The 12,941-nt window shown below is 71.7% G+C and carries 15 protein-coding genes and 2 pseudogenes; 5 read left to right on the top strand and 12 right to left on the bottom strand.

The genetic code is table 11. The features are described from left to right. Positions 1–8: 8 nt before the first annotated feature. From LJ221_RS23595 to LJ221_RS23870, 3 genes and pseudogenes are all read right to left on the bottom strand, one after another. The gene (locus LJ221_RS23595; RefSeq protein WP_308314705.1) at positions 9–158 is read right to left on the bottom strand and encodes a hypothetical protein; all 150 of its coding nucleotides are present in this window, start codon (positions 156–158) and stop codon (positions 9–11) included. Next, positions 155–385, bottom strand: a complete 231-nt coding sequence (locus LJ221_RS23590; protein WP_308314704.1) for a hypothetical protein — start codon at positions 383–385, stop codon at positions 155–157. The genes LJ221_RS23595 and LJ221_RS23590 overlap by 4 nt, the downstream gene beginning before the upstream one ends. A 46-nt stretch (positions 386–431) precedes the next feature. Further along, a pseudogene (locus LJ221_RS23870) lies at positions 432–635 on the bottom strand (hypothetical protein); the annotation flags it as partial. Here LJ221_RS23870 and LJ221_RS02450 point away from each other — a divergent pair. Beyond that, on the top strand, positions 634–1,419 hold the full coding sequence (locus tag LJ221_RS02450; RefSeq protein WP_241713301.1) for an IclR family transcriptional regulator: 786 nt from the start codon (positions 634–636) through the stop codon (positions 1,417–1,419). The pseudogene LJ221_RS23870 and the gene LJ221_RS02450 sit on opposite strands and share 2 nt — an antisense overlap. A 278-nt stretch (positions 1,420–1,697) precedes the next feature. Here the strand turns inward: LJ221_RS02450 and LJ221_RS02445 are convergent, their stop codons facing one another. Then, the gene (locus LJ221_RS02445) at positions 1,698–2,177 is read right to left on the bottom strand and encodes a MarR family winged helix-turn-helix transcriptional regulator (protein ID WP_241713299.1); all 480 of its coding nucleotides are present in this window, start codon (positions 2,175–2,177) and stop codon (positions 1,698–1,700) included. Between the two features lie 85 nt (positions 2,178–2,262). Here LJ221_RS02445 and LJ221_RS02440 point away from each other — a divergent pair, with 85 nt between their 5' ends. Together LJ221_RS02440 and LJ221_RS02435 are read left to right on the top strand one after the other, a co-directional pair. Beyond that, complete coding sequence (locus LJ221_RS02440) at positions 2,263–3,279, top strand: NADP-dependent oxidoreductase (RefSeq protein ID WP_241713296.1); 1,017 nt, start codon at positions 2,263–2,265, stop codon at positions 3,277–3,279. Positions 3,280–3,425: 146 nt separating this feature from the next. Further along, on the top strand, positions 3,426–3,854 hold the full coding sequence (locus tag LJ221_RS02435; protein ID WP_241713294.1) for an organic hydroperoxide resistance protein: 429 nt from the start codon (positions 3,426–3,428) through the stop codon (positions 3,852–3,854). A gap of 308 nt (positions 3,855–4,162) precedes the next feature. Here the strand turns inward: LJ221_RS02435 and LJ221_RS02430 are convergent, their stop codons facing one another. From LJ221_RS02430 to LJ221_RS02420, 3 genes and pseudogenes are all read right to left on the bottom strand, one after another. Then, entirely contained in the window at positions 4,163–4,330 is a 168-nt protein-coding gene (locus tag LJ221_RS02430) for a hypothetical protein (protein WP_241713375.1), read from the bottom strand. Between the two features lie 202 nt (positions 4,331–4,532). Then, positions 4,533–5,312 (bottom strand): annotated as a pseudogene (locus LJ221_RS02425) (hypothetical protein); the annotation flags it as partial. 112 nt (positions 5,313–5,424) lie between these two features. Further along, positions 5,425–6,351 carry an SGNH/GDSL hydrolase family protein gene (locus LJ221_RS02420; RefSeq protein WP_241713290.1) on the bottom strand — a complete coding sequence of 309 codons (927 nt, stop codon included), beginning with the start codon at positions 6,349–6,351 and terminating at the stop codon, positions 5,425–5,427. Between the two features lie 342 nt (positions 6,352–6,693). Here LJ221_RS02420 and LJ221_RS02415 point away from each other — a divergent pair, with 342 nt between their 5' ends. Continuing rightward, positions 6,694–7,188 (top strand): DUF3145 domain-containing protein, encoded by a 495-nt coding sequence (locus LJ221_RS02415; protein ID WP_241713288.1) that lies wholly within the window; start codon positions 6,694–6,696, stop codon positions 7,186–7,188. Between the two features lie 193 nt (positions 7,189–7,381). Here LJ221_RS02415 and LJ221_RS02410 read toward each other — a convergent pair whose 3' ends face one another. The 5 genes from LJ221_RS02410 to LJ221_RS02390 form a co-directional block, all read right to left on the bottom strand. Further along, a complete protein-coding gene (locus LJ221_RS02410) occupies positions 7,382–8,644 on the bottom strand; it encodes a beta-ketoacyl synthase (RefSeq protein ID WP_241713286.1) in 1,263 nt (420 codons plus the stop codon). A gap of 88 nt (positions 8,645–8,732) precedes the next feature. Continuing rightward, the gene (locus LJ221_RS02405) at positions 8,733–8,981 is read right to left on the bottom strand and encodes an acyl carrier protein (protein ID WP_093848993.1); all 249 of its coding nucleotides are present in this window, start codon (positions 8,979–8,981) and stop codon (positions 8,733–8,735) included. A gap of 71 nt (positions 8,982–9,052) precedes the next feature. Continuing rightward, on the bottom strand, positions 9,053–10,057 hold the full coding sequence (locus tag LJ221_RS02400; protein WP_241713284.1) for a ketoacyl-ACP synthase III: 1,005 nt from the start codon (positions 10,055–10,057) through the stop codon (positions 9,053–9,055). 14 nt (positions 10,058–10,071) lie between these two features. Beyond that, positions 10,072–11,028: an ACP S-malonyltransferase gene (locus LJ221_RS02395; RefSeq protein WP_241713363.1), complete on the bottom strand. Its 957-nt coding sequence runs from the start codon at positions 11,026–11,028 to the stop codon at positions 10,072–10,074. A gap of 100 nt (positions 11,029–11,128) precedes the next feature. Beyond that, a complete protein-coding gene (locus LJ221_RS02390; RefSeq protein ID WP_247719538.1) occupies positions 11,129–12,361 on the bottom strand; it encodes a helix-turn-helix domain-containing protein in 1,233 nt (410 codons plus the stop codon). Positions 12,362–12,397: 36 nt separating this feature from the next. Here LJ221_RS02390 and LJ221_RS02385 point away from each other — a divergent pair, with 36 nt between their 5' ends. Then, positions 12,398–12,919 carry a Uma2 family endonuclease gene (locus LJ221_RS02385; RefSeq protein ID WP_241713359.1) on the top strand — a complete coding sequence of 174 codons (522 nt, stop codon included), beginning with the start codon at positions 12,398–12,400 and terminating at the stop codon, positions 12,917–12,919. Positions 12,920–12,941 lie beyond the last annotated feature (22 nt).

Raw genomic sequence — 12,941 nt, 5'->3', positions numbered from 1 at the left:
GCTCCGCGTCAGGGGCCGTCCGGCAGCCGCCCCGCGCGGGAGGGGTCCAGGAGGGGAGCGAGCGGATCGCCGTGCCTCTCCGGCCGGGAGGCCGGATCGCCGGCCGTGAAGACGAGGTCGCCGGATTGTTCGCAGCCGGCGACCTCGTCCCACGTCACCAGGGCGGAGACGGTCGGATCCGGCCGTACGCGCAGGGATACGGGGCCGCGGCCGTCCGCGTCCACGGGTTCTGGCCGTGGTCGATGAAGAGCTTCCCCTCGCGCAGCTGCCGGGACACCTGGTCCACGACGAGATCCGGCAGCGCCTCGGCCGCTTCGCGGGCCAGCCGCTCGGCGTAGCCGGCCACAACCCTGGAGTCGTCGGGCCGCAGCGGGGCGGAGCACATGCAGCCCCTTGGATCCGGAGGTCTTGGCGTACGCGAGCAGGCCGTCGCGCTCCAGCCGCTCGCGCAGCCACCGGGCGACCGCGCAGCACTGGACGATCGTCGCCGGGGCGCCCGTGGAGAAGGGGTCGTTGCGGGGCGCTTCGAGCTGCGGCTGGCCTGTGTTCGTGATTCCGGTCGTTCTTCGGGATCTCGAACGACTGCGGGTGCCGGCGGGCCCGGAGTCCTCGGGGGAGAGGGGGAGCGCTGCCATGGGGTGCCTCGTACCGGCCGTGACCAGGGCTCTCGACCTTCTGGAACTCTTCCTGGACGGGGACGGGATCCTGTCGGCTGCGGAGATCACCCGGAAACTGGGCCTGCCCCGCACCACCGTCCACGAACTGGTGACCACCCTGGCCGCGCGCTCGTACCTGGAGCCCGTGCCCGTGCCCGGACAGCCCGGACGCTACCGGCTCGGAGTGCGCCCCTACCAGCTCGGGAGCCGCTACGCCGAGCGGCTCGACCTCGCCGCCGAAGGGCAGCAGGCGGCTCGGAGCGTCTCCGAGACCTGCGACGAGACCGTGCACGTGGCCATCCCGGAGGGCGCGGACGTCATCTACATCGCCAAGGTGGACAGCACCCACGCGGTCCGCATGGTCTCCGCCGCGGGCCGCCGCCTGCCCGCGCACCGCACCTCGGCGGGGAAGATGCTGCTGGCGTCGCTGCCCCCGGACGAGCTGGACGCGCGTCTGCCCGGCCCCGGCGACGAGCCGCTGCGGGCCATGACGGAGAACTCCATCACCTCGCCCGGGGAACTGCGCGAGGCGCTGGCCGAGATCCGCGGGCGCGGCGTCGCCGTCGAACGGCGCGAGTCCAGTCCCGATGTGAGCTGTGTGGCCGCGCCCGTGCGCGACGGCACGGGAAAGGTGGTCGCGGCGCTCAGCATCTCGGTGCCCACGATCCGCTGGAGCGAGGAGCGGCGCGCCGAGCTGGAGACCCTGGCGGTCGAGGGCGCGGCCGAGCTGTCGGCGCGGCTGGGGCACCGCGGCGCGGCGTAGCCGGACGGGCGCCGACCCCGGTGCGGAATAGCTGGCCGGCTCGCTGATGGTGCTGCCGGAAGCGGGGGAGGGGCTGGCGTAGCCGCCCTTCGCGGGCTGACACCGGATCTTCACAGAGGAGCCTCCCCTCTGCTCTTCCCGCCGGTCCGCGACCACCGCCTCCGGCGGAGCCGGAACCCGAGCCGGGGCACGCCTGCGAGCGCTTCCTGTGGTGGTGCCGCCAGGCAGAGTGGGATCGACTCCGCCCGGCCGGCCCGGTCCCGTGCTGTTCCCCCGGCTCAGCGGGCCGAGGCGTCCGGGAGGCCGTCACCGGGGGCGTCGCCCAGCATGCGCCTGAGCAGGTCACGCAGGAGGGAGCGCTCCACCGGCGTGAGATCGGCCAGCGGCTCACGGGCGAAGTCCATCGACGCGCGAAGCCGTTCGGCTGTCTCGTGGCCCGTCTCGGTGGCGGCGGCGAGCTTGACGCGGCGGTCGGACGGGTCGGGGCGCCGCTCCACCAGACCGCGCGACTCCAGCCGGTCGACGATGCCCGTGACGTTGGAGGGCTCGCACTTCAGCCGCCGGGCTATCTCCCGCATCGGCAGACTCTGGAGGTGGAGCAGCGCGAGCAGCCGCGCCTGGGCTCCGGTCAGGGAGTGCCTGGCGGCGGCCTCGTCGTACTCCTGGAGGAAGCGGTTGACGACGGAGCCGATCAGCTCGACGACCTCGAGGGTGAGGGGGTCGGCAGGAGTGGTGGCGGAGGCGGAACGGGAGGCCATGACCCCAGAGTACCGACTTGCTTGACAACATGAAACATCGAGGGGATGATTGTTTCAGAATCTGAAGCATGTGGAGGCGTTTTCCATGACCTTGCCCGCCACCGGACGTGAGTGGCACCTGACCGCCCGCCCGCAGGGATGGCCGTCGCCGGAGGGGTTCGCGCTGCGCGAGGCCCCCGTACGAGCCCCGGCCGCCGGTCAGATCCTGGTGCGCAATCTCCACCTCTCGGTCGACCCGTACATGCGGGGCAGGATGGACGACGTCAAGTCCTATACCCCGCCGTTCGAACTGGACCGGCCGATGGACGGCGGGGCGGTCGGCGTCGTCATCGCCTCCGAGGCCGAGGGGTTCGCCCCGGGCGACCACGTGCTGCACGGCCTGGGCTGGCGCGAGTACGCCACGCTGGAGGCGGGGCGCGCGGTGAAGGTCTCCGCCGAACTGGCGCCGCTGACCACCTATCTCGGGGTGCTCGGCATGCCCGGGCTGACCGCCTACGCCGGACTGCTGGAGGTCGGCTCCTTCAAGGAGGGTGACGCCGTCTTCGTCTCGGGAGCGGCGGGAGCGGTCGGCAGCCAGGTCGGCCAGATCGCCCGGCTCAAGGGGGCTTCCCGCGTCGTCGGCAGCGCCGGCTCGGATGAGAAGGCCGCACTCCTCACCGGGGAGTACGGCTTCGACGCCGCCTTCAACTACAAGAACGGCCCGGTGGCCCGGCAGTTGGAGAAGGCCGCGCCCGAGGGGATCGACGTCTACTTCGACAACGTCGGCGGTGAGCACCTGGAGGCGGCGATCGGCTCGCTCAGGACGCACGGCCGTGTCGTGGTCTGCGGCATGATCGCCCAGTACAACGCCACCGAGCCGCCCGCGGCTCCGCGTAACCTCGTGATGGTGATCGGCAAGCGGCTGAGGATCCAGGGCATGCTCGTGGGCGACCACTCGGATCTGCGGCCGCGGTTCGTCGAGGAGGTCTCGGCCTGGATCCGCTCCGGGGAGCTGAAATACCACGAGACGGTCGTCCAGGGCATCGAGAACGCGGTGGACGCCTTCCTCGGCATGCTCCACGGCCGGAACGTCGGAAAGATGGTCGTCAGCCTGGACGGCTGACGGGCCGCCGGAGGAGCCGGGGCGCTCTTGAGGCCGCGTGCTCCGGCCGCGTTCCTTCCTCGGTGCGCCGGGCGCCGCGAACCGCGCGCAGGTGACTTCGACGTGAATCGATGCATGTCCACGCAGTCCAACACAGGAGGATCCTCATGCCCGTTCAGCCCGCCGATGTCCTCTACACTGCCGTCGCCACTGCCGAGAACGGCCGCGACGGTCGGGTCGCCACCGACGACGGCAGGCTCGATGTCGTCGTCAACCCGCCCAGGGAGCTGGGCGGAAGTGGCGACGGCACCAACCCCGAGCAGCTCTTCGCCGCCGGCTTCAGCGCCTGTTTCCAGAGCGCGCTCGGTGTCGTCGCCCGCCGAGAGAAGGCGGACATCTCCGGATCGACCGTGACCACACGGGTCGGCCTGGGCAAGACGGATGACGGCGGTTTCGGTCTCAGGGTCGAGCTCACCGCCTCCATACCGGGCCTGGACCGGGAAGCGGCTCTCCATCTGGTGAAGAAGGCCCACCAGGTGTGCCCGTACTCGCGGGCGACCGAGGGAAACATCGAGGTCGTGCTCGACATCGCCTGAGGTGCGGTCGGACGTGACCGGGCACGACCAGGTGTGAACCGGTGAGTTGTGCGGCGCGCTCGACGCACGCGTGAGGAAGGCCACTCCGGTGCCGCCGGGGCGGCCTTCCACGTCCGAGGGCGGGTGCCGGACGTGCGGGTACAGTCGCCCGCGTACACCACCGCCAAGTACGGCGAGATGCCGCTGCTGCCGGTCCGGCCGCAGCAGCCGCGCCGATCACACTGCGTCTGCCGGTGCTCACGAGCCCACCTTCCTCTTGTTCCAGACATCGAATCCCACCGCCGCCACGCACTTGAGGATGAACAGGCTCAGCGGCAGCGCCTCCGGCTCGTACGCCCGCTGCCGGCCCCGTTCTCCCCGCAGACAGCGTGGATCTCACCGGGGCGGACGGTGAGGTCGACCCCGGACAGCGCTCTGACCCCGGGGAAGGTCTTGATGACCTTAATGACCGAGCGCATTTCCAGAAGGCCGCTCATGTGCTCATGACTTTCCTCGACGGTCTCTCGCGAGTCACTTGAGCTGGTCGGCGGTGTAGTAGCACTCGTCCACGAGAAGTTGCGTGTTGGATCCGTCGATGCTGACCGGCTCCAGCAGGTAGGCCGGGACGGTCTTGACGCCGTTGTCGTAGGACTCGGTGTCGTTGACCTCGGGTTCGTCGCCCTTCGGCACGGCGTCGGTCATCCGCACGTAGCCGCCGAGGTCGTCGGAAGCCTCCAGGTGGAAGTCCATCGGGGCGCGGCCGACCCGGCGGATCCCGGTCGGGTGCTCCACGCTCAGGCCGGACGGCACGTTGACCGAGTCGGCGCCCAGCCGCTCGAAGACGGCGTGCGAGGCGGGGTTCACCGGGCCGATCAGTGCCGACACCTTCAAGGTGGTGCCGGCGGGCAGGACGCCGCGCGTCCGCAGCCGGTACAGCGTGTGCGGCACGCTCTCGTCGGCCACCAGCAGGCAGCGTACACCGAGTTCGGTGGCGCGTACGGCGTCCTCGACGCACCCGGCTAGCGTGTCGTGGCCGCGGGCGCGCAGCCCCGCGCCGCCGGAGGACGTGCGGGTGCCGGTGTCGGCGTCCCGGGTGCCGCGCGGCCCGGTTAACAGGCACGGTTCCACGTTCCGTTCGGCGCGGGCGCCGACCATCTCGGAGATCTCGGCGTCGGTCAGCATCCACACGCCGCTGCCCTGGCTGACGCGGTGGCAGGCGATGCCGGACATCACGATCTCCCCGGCACGCCCGTAGTCGCCGTACTTCATGCGCCGCACCAGGTCCTCGACCGCGAAGGGATCGGATCCGGCGATGTGGTTCGCCTCGGCCTCGCGCAGATAGCCGACCAGGGCGTCGGTGTGCCCGAGCATCCGGGTCTCACCGGCGCCGGTGAGACCCTCCTCGGTCTGTACCCGGACATAGGCCGGATTGCGCCACGGAGTGCCGACGACATGCGTGCTGACCCCGGTGATGCGCACAGCGGCCGCCCCTCTCTGGCGTTCGATATTTCGTTATACGTTCGAAACGCTGGCGCGAATGTAATGACGGGGCTCGACCGCCGTCAGTGGAGTGGACGCCGGTTTCCGCCGCTCAGACGGGCGGAGGCTCGGCGGTGATCTGCCGGTGGGCGATCTCGGCGAGTACGCGCTGGCCCTCCGGGCCGGGGTGGAACCAGTCCCAGGAACTCAGCTCGCGGGCGGTGAAGCGGTGGCCGTGCACCGCCCCTCCGTCGTGCCGGCAGCGCTCCGCGCGCTCGCAGACCTCCGCCAGCGCGGCGTTGTACGCCTCCACCCGCGCCGACACCTTCGCCCGGCGCTCCGCCGCCGCCGCGGTGTCCGGGGCGCCCGCCCCGCCCAGCATCGACGGGCAGATGCCCAGCTGCCACACCCGCGCGGCCACCGGGTGGGACCGGCCCAGCTCCCACAGCCGCTCCAGGTCGGGTACGCCGGCCACGTACACCTGGGTCTTGGGCGATGACCGGCGCAGGGTGCGCAGCGCCTCGGTGAAGCCGGCGCGGAACTCCTCCACCGGCGTCATCCGTTCCACCGTCGGCCGGCAGGCGTCGTTCGCGCCGATCAGCACCGTCACCAGCTCCGGCCGGTGCGCCGCCGCCTTCCGCGCCTGGGCGGGCAGCTCGGCCATCAGGGCGCCGGAGCGCGCGTGGTTCCAGGCCGCGGCGGCGGGGACGCCCAGCCGCCGCGCCAAGCTGTCCACCTCCGGGGAGGCGCCGGTGGCCCAGGACGCCTCCGGGCAGTCCTCCAGCAGGGAACAGGCGTCGAAGGCGCGGGTGATGGAGTCGCCCAGGGCTGCCAGCGAATCGGGGCCGGTATCCCACGTGGGTGATGGGGAGGGGGAGGGGCGGGTCTCGGCGGGCGCGCCCCGGGAGTGCGGCGCACCACCATCGGAGCCACCGCACGACACGGCGAACACGACGAGGGCCACGGTGGCGGCGGGCAGCAGCCCCCCGCGGCGTACGCGTCCCGCCGGCGGACGGCCGGACGGCGTGTCGTCTCGCACGGGTACTCCCCCCGTTCCTTCCGGTGTCCTGGTGAGGTGATGGTTCGGACGGGTGGGTTGACCGCCCCGGCCGACGGTACGTCACCCCATGGGTGCCGCGGCACGGTAGCTTTTGCCGTGACGGTCCGAAAATGGCCGCCGGACACGTTTGACAGATTACATCGAGTCACTTGCTGTCCCTTTTAGGGAGAATCAGCATGGATAGTGTTTACTGTTCGTAACTTCGGGAGCCGGAGGACACGTGACCGACGGGGCAAGATGTCAACCGGTGACCCGGCGCAATGCCGGCAGGGATTCGAGGCCGCCACGGAAGGTCGCACTCGAACCACACAGGAGGTCCCGGTGACGACACGTGGAGTTCTGTACGTGCACTCCGCCCCCCGCGCGCTGTGCCCGCATGTGGAATGGGCCGTCGCGGGAGTGCTCGGCGCCCGCGTCAGCCTCGACTGGATCAAGCAGCCCGCCTCGCCGGGCACCTGGCGCGCGGAGCTGTCCTGGCAGGGCGAACCGGGCACCGCCTCCAAACTCGCCTCCGCGCTGCGCGGCTGGCGCATGCTCCGCTTCGAGGTCACCTCCGAGCCCTGCTCCACCGCCGAGGGCGAGCGCTACAGCTCCACCCCCGAGCTGGGCATCTTCCACGCCGTCACCGGCATGCACGGCGACATCCTCATCCCCGAGGACAGACTGCGCGCCGCCGTGGACCGCGCCGCGCGCGGCGAGACCGAGCTGGAGGCCGAGATCTCCAGACTCCTCGGCAAGCCCTGGGACGACGAGCTGGAGCCCTTCCGCTACGCGGGCGAGGGCGCCCCGGTGCGCTGGCTGCACCAGGTGGTCTGATCCCGGCGCGGACGGGCGCGGTGACGGCTCACGGACGCCTGCGCGCCGGCCCGGCCTCCGTTTCCGCTCCCCGCCCTCCGGAGCCGCGCTCCTCTCCGGAGCCCCGCGGACCTCCCCGGACGCCGATGGGGCCCGCCGGACATCGTCCGGAGGGCCCCATCGGCGGTGTGCGAGCCTGTCGCGCCAGGCAGCCTCAGGCGGTGCGGAAGGCCACGACGACGTTATGGCCGCCGAAGCCGAAGGAGTTGTTGATCGCCACCAGCGGCCCCTCGCCCAGCGGGCGCGGTCCGCCGGCCACGATGTCGGCGTCGATCTCCTCGTCCAGCTCGTCGACGTTGATGGTCGGCGGGGCCGTGCGGTGGTGCAGTGCCAGCACCGTCGCCACCGTCTCGATGCCGCCCGCGCCGCCCAGCAGGTGGCCGGTCATGGACTTGGTGGCGGAGATGGCGACGTGGTCCAGGTCGGAGCCCAGCACCTTGCGCAGCGCCTTGATCTCGGCGACGTCGCCCTGCGGGGTGGAGGTGGCGTGCGCGTTGAGGTGCGCGATCTCCGAGGGGTTGAGACGGGTGCTCTCCAGCAGGCCCTGCAGGGCGTCGGCGATGCCCCGTCCGCCCGGCTCGGGCTGTGCGATGTGGTGGTTGTCCGCGGACAGCCCCTGCCCCAGCACCTCGCAGTAGACCCTGGCGCCGCGCCGGGCCGCGTGCTCGGCCGACTCCAGTACCACGACGCCCGCGCCCTCGCCGAGCACGAAGCCGTCGCGGGCCTTGTCGTAGGGGCGCGAGACCTTCGCGGGGTCCCCCTCGTTCTTCGACAGCGCCATCATGTTGGCGAACGCCGCGATGGGCAGCGGGTGGATCGCCGCCTCGGTGCCGCCGGCGACGACCACGTCGGCGCGCCCGGTGCGGATCATCTCCACGGCGTATCCCACCGCCTCGGCGCCCGAGGCGCAGGCGCTGACCGGAGCGTGCACGCCCGCCTGGGCGCCCACCTCCAGGCCCACGTTGGCCGAGGGGCCGTTGGGCATCAGCATCGGCACGGTGTGCGGGGAGACGCGCCGGACACCCTTCTCCTTGAGGACGTCGTACTGGTCGAGCAGGGTGGTGACGCCGCCGATGCCGGAGGCGACGACGGTGCCGAGCCGGCCCGGGTCCACCTGCCCGTTCTCCCCGGCCCTGCCCTCGTAGCCGGCGTCCGCCCACGCCTCGCGGGCCGCGATCAGCGCGAACTGCGCCGAGCGGTCCAGCTTGCGGGCGAGCGGGCGGGGCAGGACATCGGAGGGGTCGACCGCCGCCCGCGCGGCGATCCTCACGGGCAGTCCGGCCGCCCACTCCTGCTCCAAGGCCCTGACCCCGGAGCGGCCGGCGAGCAGGCCCTCCCACGTCGATGCGCTGTCGCCACCCAGCGGTGTGGTTGCGCCGATACCGGTGACGACCACGGTGTGGTGGGTCGCGTTCACAGGAATTTCTCCACTGGTAGGGGAAGTGCGGGTATCCCGCCACCGCTGGACGGGTGGCGACAAACGCTTCGACGGGCGTGCGGACCGGTCAGTCCTGGTGGTTGAGGATGTAGTCCACCGCGTCGCCGACGGTCTTGAGGTTCTTGACGTCGTCGTCCGGGATCTTGACGCCGAAGCGCTCCTCGGCGGCGACGACGACCTCGACCATGGACAGCGAGTCGACGTCCAGGTCGTCGGTGAAGGACTTGTCCAGCTGGACGTCCTCGGTCGGGATGCCGGCGATCTCGTTGACGATCTCGGCGAGACCCTCGACGATCTCTTCCTTGGTGGCGGCCATGGTGGCGCTCCTTCGTGTCGTGTTACGCGTGGTGGGTTGTGGTCCGGTGTACTGCGGTGCGGAACATCCGGCTATGGGAGGGTAACGACCGTCGCCGCGTAGACGAGACCCGCCCCGAAGCCGATGACGAGTGCGGTGTCGCCGCTCCTCGCCTGCCCGGTCGCCAGCAGCCGCTCCATGGCGAGCGGGATGGAGGCGGCCGAGGTGTTGCCGGTGGTCTCCACATCGCGGGCGACCGTGACGTGCTCCGGCAGTTTGAGGGTCTTCACCATCGAGTCGATGATCCGCATGTTGGCCTGGTGCGGGATGAAGACGTCCAGGTCGTCGGCGGTGATCCCGGCCGCCTCCAGCGCCTGCTGGGCGACCTTGGCCATCTCGAAGACGGCCCAGCGGAAGACCGTCTGGCCTTCCTGGCGGAGCGCCGGGAACTTCTCGACCGTGCCCTCGCGGTACTCGTCCCACGGCACCGTCTGCGCGATGACATCCGCCTTGTCGCCCTCCGAACCCCATACCGCGGGACCGATGGCGGGTTCCTCGGACGGGCCGACGACGACCGCCCCGGCGCCGTCGCCGAAGAGGAAGGCGGTGGTGCGGTCCGTCAGGTCCGTCAGGTCCGACAGCCGTTCGACACCGACTACCAGCACGTGCTCCGCGCTGCCCTCCACCACCAGGCCCTTGGCGATGGTCAGTCCGTAGCCGAAGCCCGCGCAGGCCGCCGAGATGTCGAACGCGGCGGCCTTGCCGGTGCCCAGCCGGTGGGCGATCTCGGTGGCGATCGAGGGCGTCTGCTTGAAGTGGGAGACGGTCGAGATCACGACCGCGCCGATCTGCTCGGGAGTGACCCCCGCGTCCGCGATGGCCTTGCCCGCCGCGGCGAGCGTCATCTCGGCGACGGTCTCCTCCGGGCCGGCCCAGTGCCGGGTGGTGATGCCCGAACGGGAGCGGATCCACTCGTCGGACGAGTCGATGTGCTTGAGGATCTCCTCGTTGGGCACCACGCGGGTCGGACGGTAGCCGCCGACGCCGAGGATGCGCGCGTACGGTGCGCCCTTCGCGGGCCTGATCTTCGCGGTCATGCTCTCGCAAGCTCCTATCGACTGCTGTCCGGCCGCTGGGCCGCGGGAGAGGCGTGCTCGGCGATCAGCTCACGGGCCGCGTCGAGGTGCTCGGGGGTCTTCAGCGCCAGCGTCCTCACACCCGGCAGGGCACGTCTGGCCAGACCGGTGAGGGTGCCGCCGGGGCACACCTCGATCAGCGCGGTGACGCCCATCTCCTCGAACGTCTCCATGCACAGGTCCCAGCGGACCGGCCCGGCTACCTGCCGCACCAGCCGCCGCACGACCTCGCCGCCGTCGGTGACCGCCCGCCCGTCCTGGTTGGAGACATGGGGCACCCGCGGGTCCTTGGGCGCCACGCCCTCGACGGCCTTCGCCAGCGCGTCGACGGCCGGGGCCATGTGATGGGTGTGGAAGGCGCCCGCCACGGACAGCGCCTTGACCATCCGCACCCCCTCCGGCTTCTCCTCGGTCAGGGCGGCGAGCTGATCCATGGTGCCGGCGGCGACGATCTGTCCGGCGCCGTTGACGTTGGCCGCGGTCAGCCCCAGCTTCTCCAGACGAGCCGTCACCGTCCCCGGGTCGCCGCCGATGACGGCGGTCATACCGGTCGGGGTGGCGGCCGCGGCCTCGGCCATCGCCCGGCCGCGGGTGCGCACCAGCGCCATCACGGCCTCGGGAGTGAGGACTTCGCCGATCGCGGCGGCGGTCAGCTCGCCCACGCTGTGGCCCGCGACGGCGCCGAGGGAGTCCAGCGGGACACCGTCCAGCAGCGCCTGCGCGGAGACCAGCCCCGCGGCCACCAGCAGCGGCTGGGCCACGGCCGTGTCGCGGATCTGCTCGGCGTCGGCCTCGGTGCCGTAGTGCACCAGGTCCAGGTCGATGGCCGCCGACCACTGACGCAGCCGGTCGGCCACACCGGGGAGTTCGAGCCAAGGGGTCAGGAAGCCGGGCGTCTGGGCGCCCTGGCCGGGAGCGACGAGTACGAGCACTCTCACACTCTCTCTTGTCGACGAAGGTCCTCGCCGGTGGGGACCGGCACGAAGAACGGTCAGGTGAATTGTGGGAGGCCGACAAAACCGATGGGCATGACTATATCTGCCCGCCCCCGTCCGCCAGACGACCCAGGATCAGCGCGACGCGCAGCGTGAACGCCGAACGGACGTCCGAGGGAGACCATCCAGTGACATCTGTCACACGTCGCAGCCGGTAGCGGACGGTGTTGGGGTGCACGAACAGCATCCGCGCGGCCCCCTCCAGACTGCTCGCCTGCTCCAGATAAACACTCAAGGTCTCCAGGAGAGCGGCCCCTGCCTCCTGGAGCGGTCTGTAGACCTCCTCCACCAGCAGCGCCCGCGCGGTGGGATCAGCGGCCATCGCGCGCTCGGGCAGCAGATCATCCGCGAGCACCGGGCGCGGTGCGTCCGGCCACGCGGCGCACGCCTTCAGCCCGGCGGCGGCGGCCCGCGCCGAACGCGTCGCCGACAGCAGGTCGCCCACCACGGGACCGGCCACCACCGGGCCCGCGGCGAACGGGCCGATCAACGACTTGGCGACGTGCAGCGGGTCGTCCGAGCCGCCGGCGACGACCACCAGCCGGTCGCCCAGCACCCCGGTCAGCACCTGGAGTTTGGCGTGCCGGGAGGCGCGCCGGATCGCCTCCACCGTCAACTCGCTGTCGCCGTCGGGCGCGGTGCCCAGCACGACCGTCACATGCTCGGGAGAACTCCAGCCCAGCGCCGCGGCGCGGGAGACGGCACCCTCGTCGGCCTCGCCGGAGAGCACGGCGTTGACCACCAGCGACTCCAGCCGCGCGTCCCACGCACCACGCGCCTCGGCGGCCTGCGCGTACACCTGGGCGGTGGCGAACGCTATCTCGCGGGCGTAGACCAGCAGCGCCTCGCGCAGCACGCTCTCGTCGCCGGGCGCCGCGACCTCGTCGATCGTCGCCTCCACGACCTCGATGGTGGTGCGGACCATCTCCACGGTCTGCCGCAGCGTGATCGCCCGCGTCAGCTCGCGCGGCGCGGTGCCGAACACGTCGGTGCTGATCGCCTGGGGCGTCTCCGGGTGCCGGAACCACTCGGTGAACGCCGCGATGCCCGCCTGCGCCACCAGTCCGATCCACGACCGGTTCTCCGGCGGCATCGCCCGGTACCAGGGCAGTTGCTCCCCCATGCGGGTGAGGGCCGCGGCGGCCAGCTTGCCGGAGGACTGCTCCAGCCGCCGTAGCGTCGCGGGGTGCGGGTGGGGGCGCTGCTTGTCGGGTGCTGGTGTCTGAGTGGGTTCTGGCACGGGACAAGACTGCCCTATTGGTACGGCCATATGGGTGGCGGGTGTCGGATCCGTACAACGGACGGCTTGCGCAGGCACATCCCCGGGGAGGTCCGGGCCGTCGAGATCAACGGCGAAGAGATCGTCATGGTGATGTCCCCGGGCAGTCAGCACGAACTGATCGTCCGCCGGGTGGGCAGGCAGCCCGACGCCCGGATCGAGCGACAGGGGGTGGATCTCATCGCCCACGGCGGCGCCGGCCCGGAGGATCCCGCTGTGGGAGTCGGGCGGCGGCCGGACGTGATGGTCTTCCCCGAGAGCTGTCCGGAGACGGGCGAGGCCGTCCACCCCCGCGATGTCGTGGTCGAGGTCGTCTCGCGGACCAACCCGGAGAACGACCACGAGGGGAAGACCCGCGACTACCCGGCGACGGGTATCCCCTGCTACCTGTTGCCCGACCCCCGCAAGGGCACGGGGGCGCTCCACCCCGGCATCCACCGCACCCCGGAAGGCCCGCGCTACGGCACTTCCACGGAGTTCGCCTTCGGCGAGACGGTGCGGGTGGGCGACTGGACGGTGGACACTTCCGTCCTCCCCGCGTACGGCTGAACGCCCCCGGCGCGGAGGCTTC

Source organism: Streptomyces sp. CNQ085 (genome assembly GCF_022614595.1).
Taxonomy (GTDB): domain Bacteria; phylum Actinomycetota; class Actinomycetes; order Streptomycetales; family Streptomycetaceae; genus Streptomyces.
This window is presented reverse-complemented; position numbering and strand designations above follow the sequence as displayed.

Coding starts and splice junctions, on each gene's coding strand:
- LJ221_RS02400 (WP_241713284.1), bottom strand. CDS start 10,057: ATGACCGCGAAGATCAGGCCCGCGAAGGGCGCACCGTACGCGCGCATC.
- LJ221_RS02450 (WP_241713301.1), top strand. CDS start 634: ATGGGGTGCCTCGTACCGGCCGTGACCAGGGCTCTCGACCTTCTGGAA.
- LJ221_RS02405 (WP_093848993.1), bottom strand. CDS start 8,981: ATGGCCGCCACCAAGGAAGAGATCGTCGAGGGTCTCGCCGAGATCGTC.
- LJ221_RS02430 (WP_241713375.1), bottom strand. CDS start 4,330: ATGAGCGGCCTTCTGGAAATGCGCTCGGTCATTAAGGTCATCAAGACC.
- LJ221_RS02390 (WP_247719538.1), bottom strand. CDS start 12,361: ATGGCCGTACCAATAGGGCAGTCTTGTCCCGTGCCAGAACCCACTCAG.
- LJ221_RS02440 (WP_241713296.1), top strand. CDS start 2,263: ATGACCTTGCCCGCCACCGGACGTGAGTGGCACCTGACCGCCCGCCCG.
- LJ221_RS02435 (WP_241713294.1), top strand. CDS start 3,426: ATGCCCGTTCAGCCCGCCGATGTCCTCTACACTGCCGTCGCCACTGCC.
- LJ221_RS02445 (WP_241713299.1), bottom strand. CDS start 2,177: ATGGCCTCCCGTTCCGCCTCCGCCACCACTCCTGCCGACCCCCTCACC.
- LJ221_RS23590 (WP_308314704.1), bottom strand. CDS start 385: ATGTGCTCCGCCCCGCTGCGGCCCGACGACTCCAGGGTTGTGGCCGGC.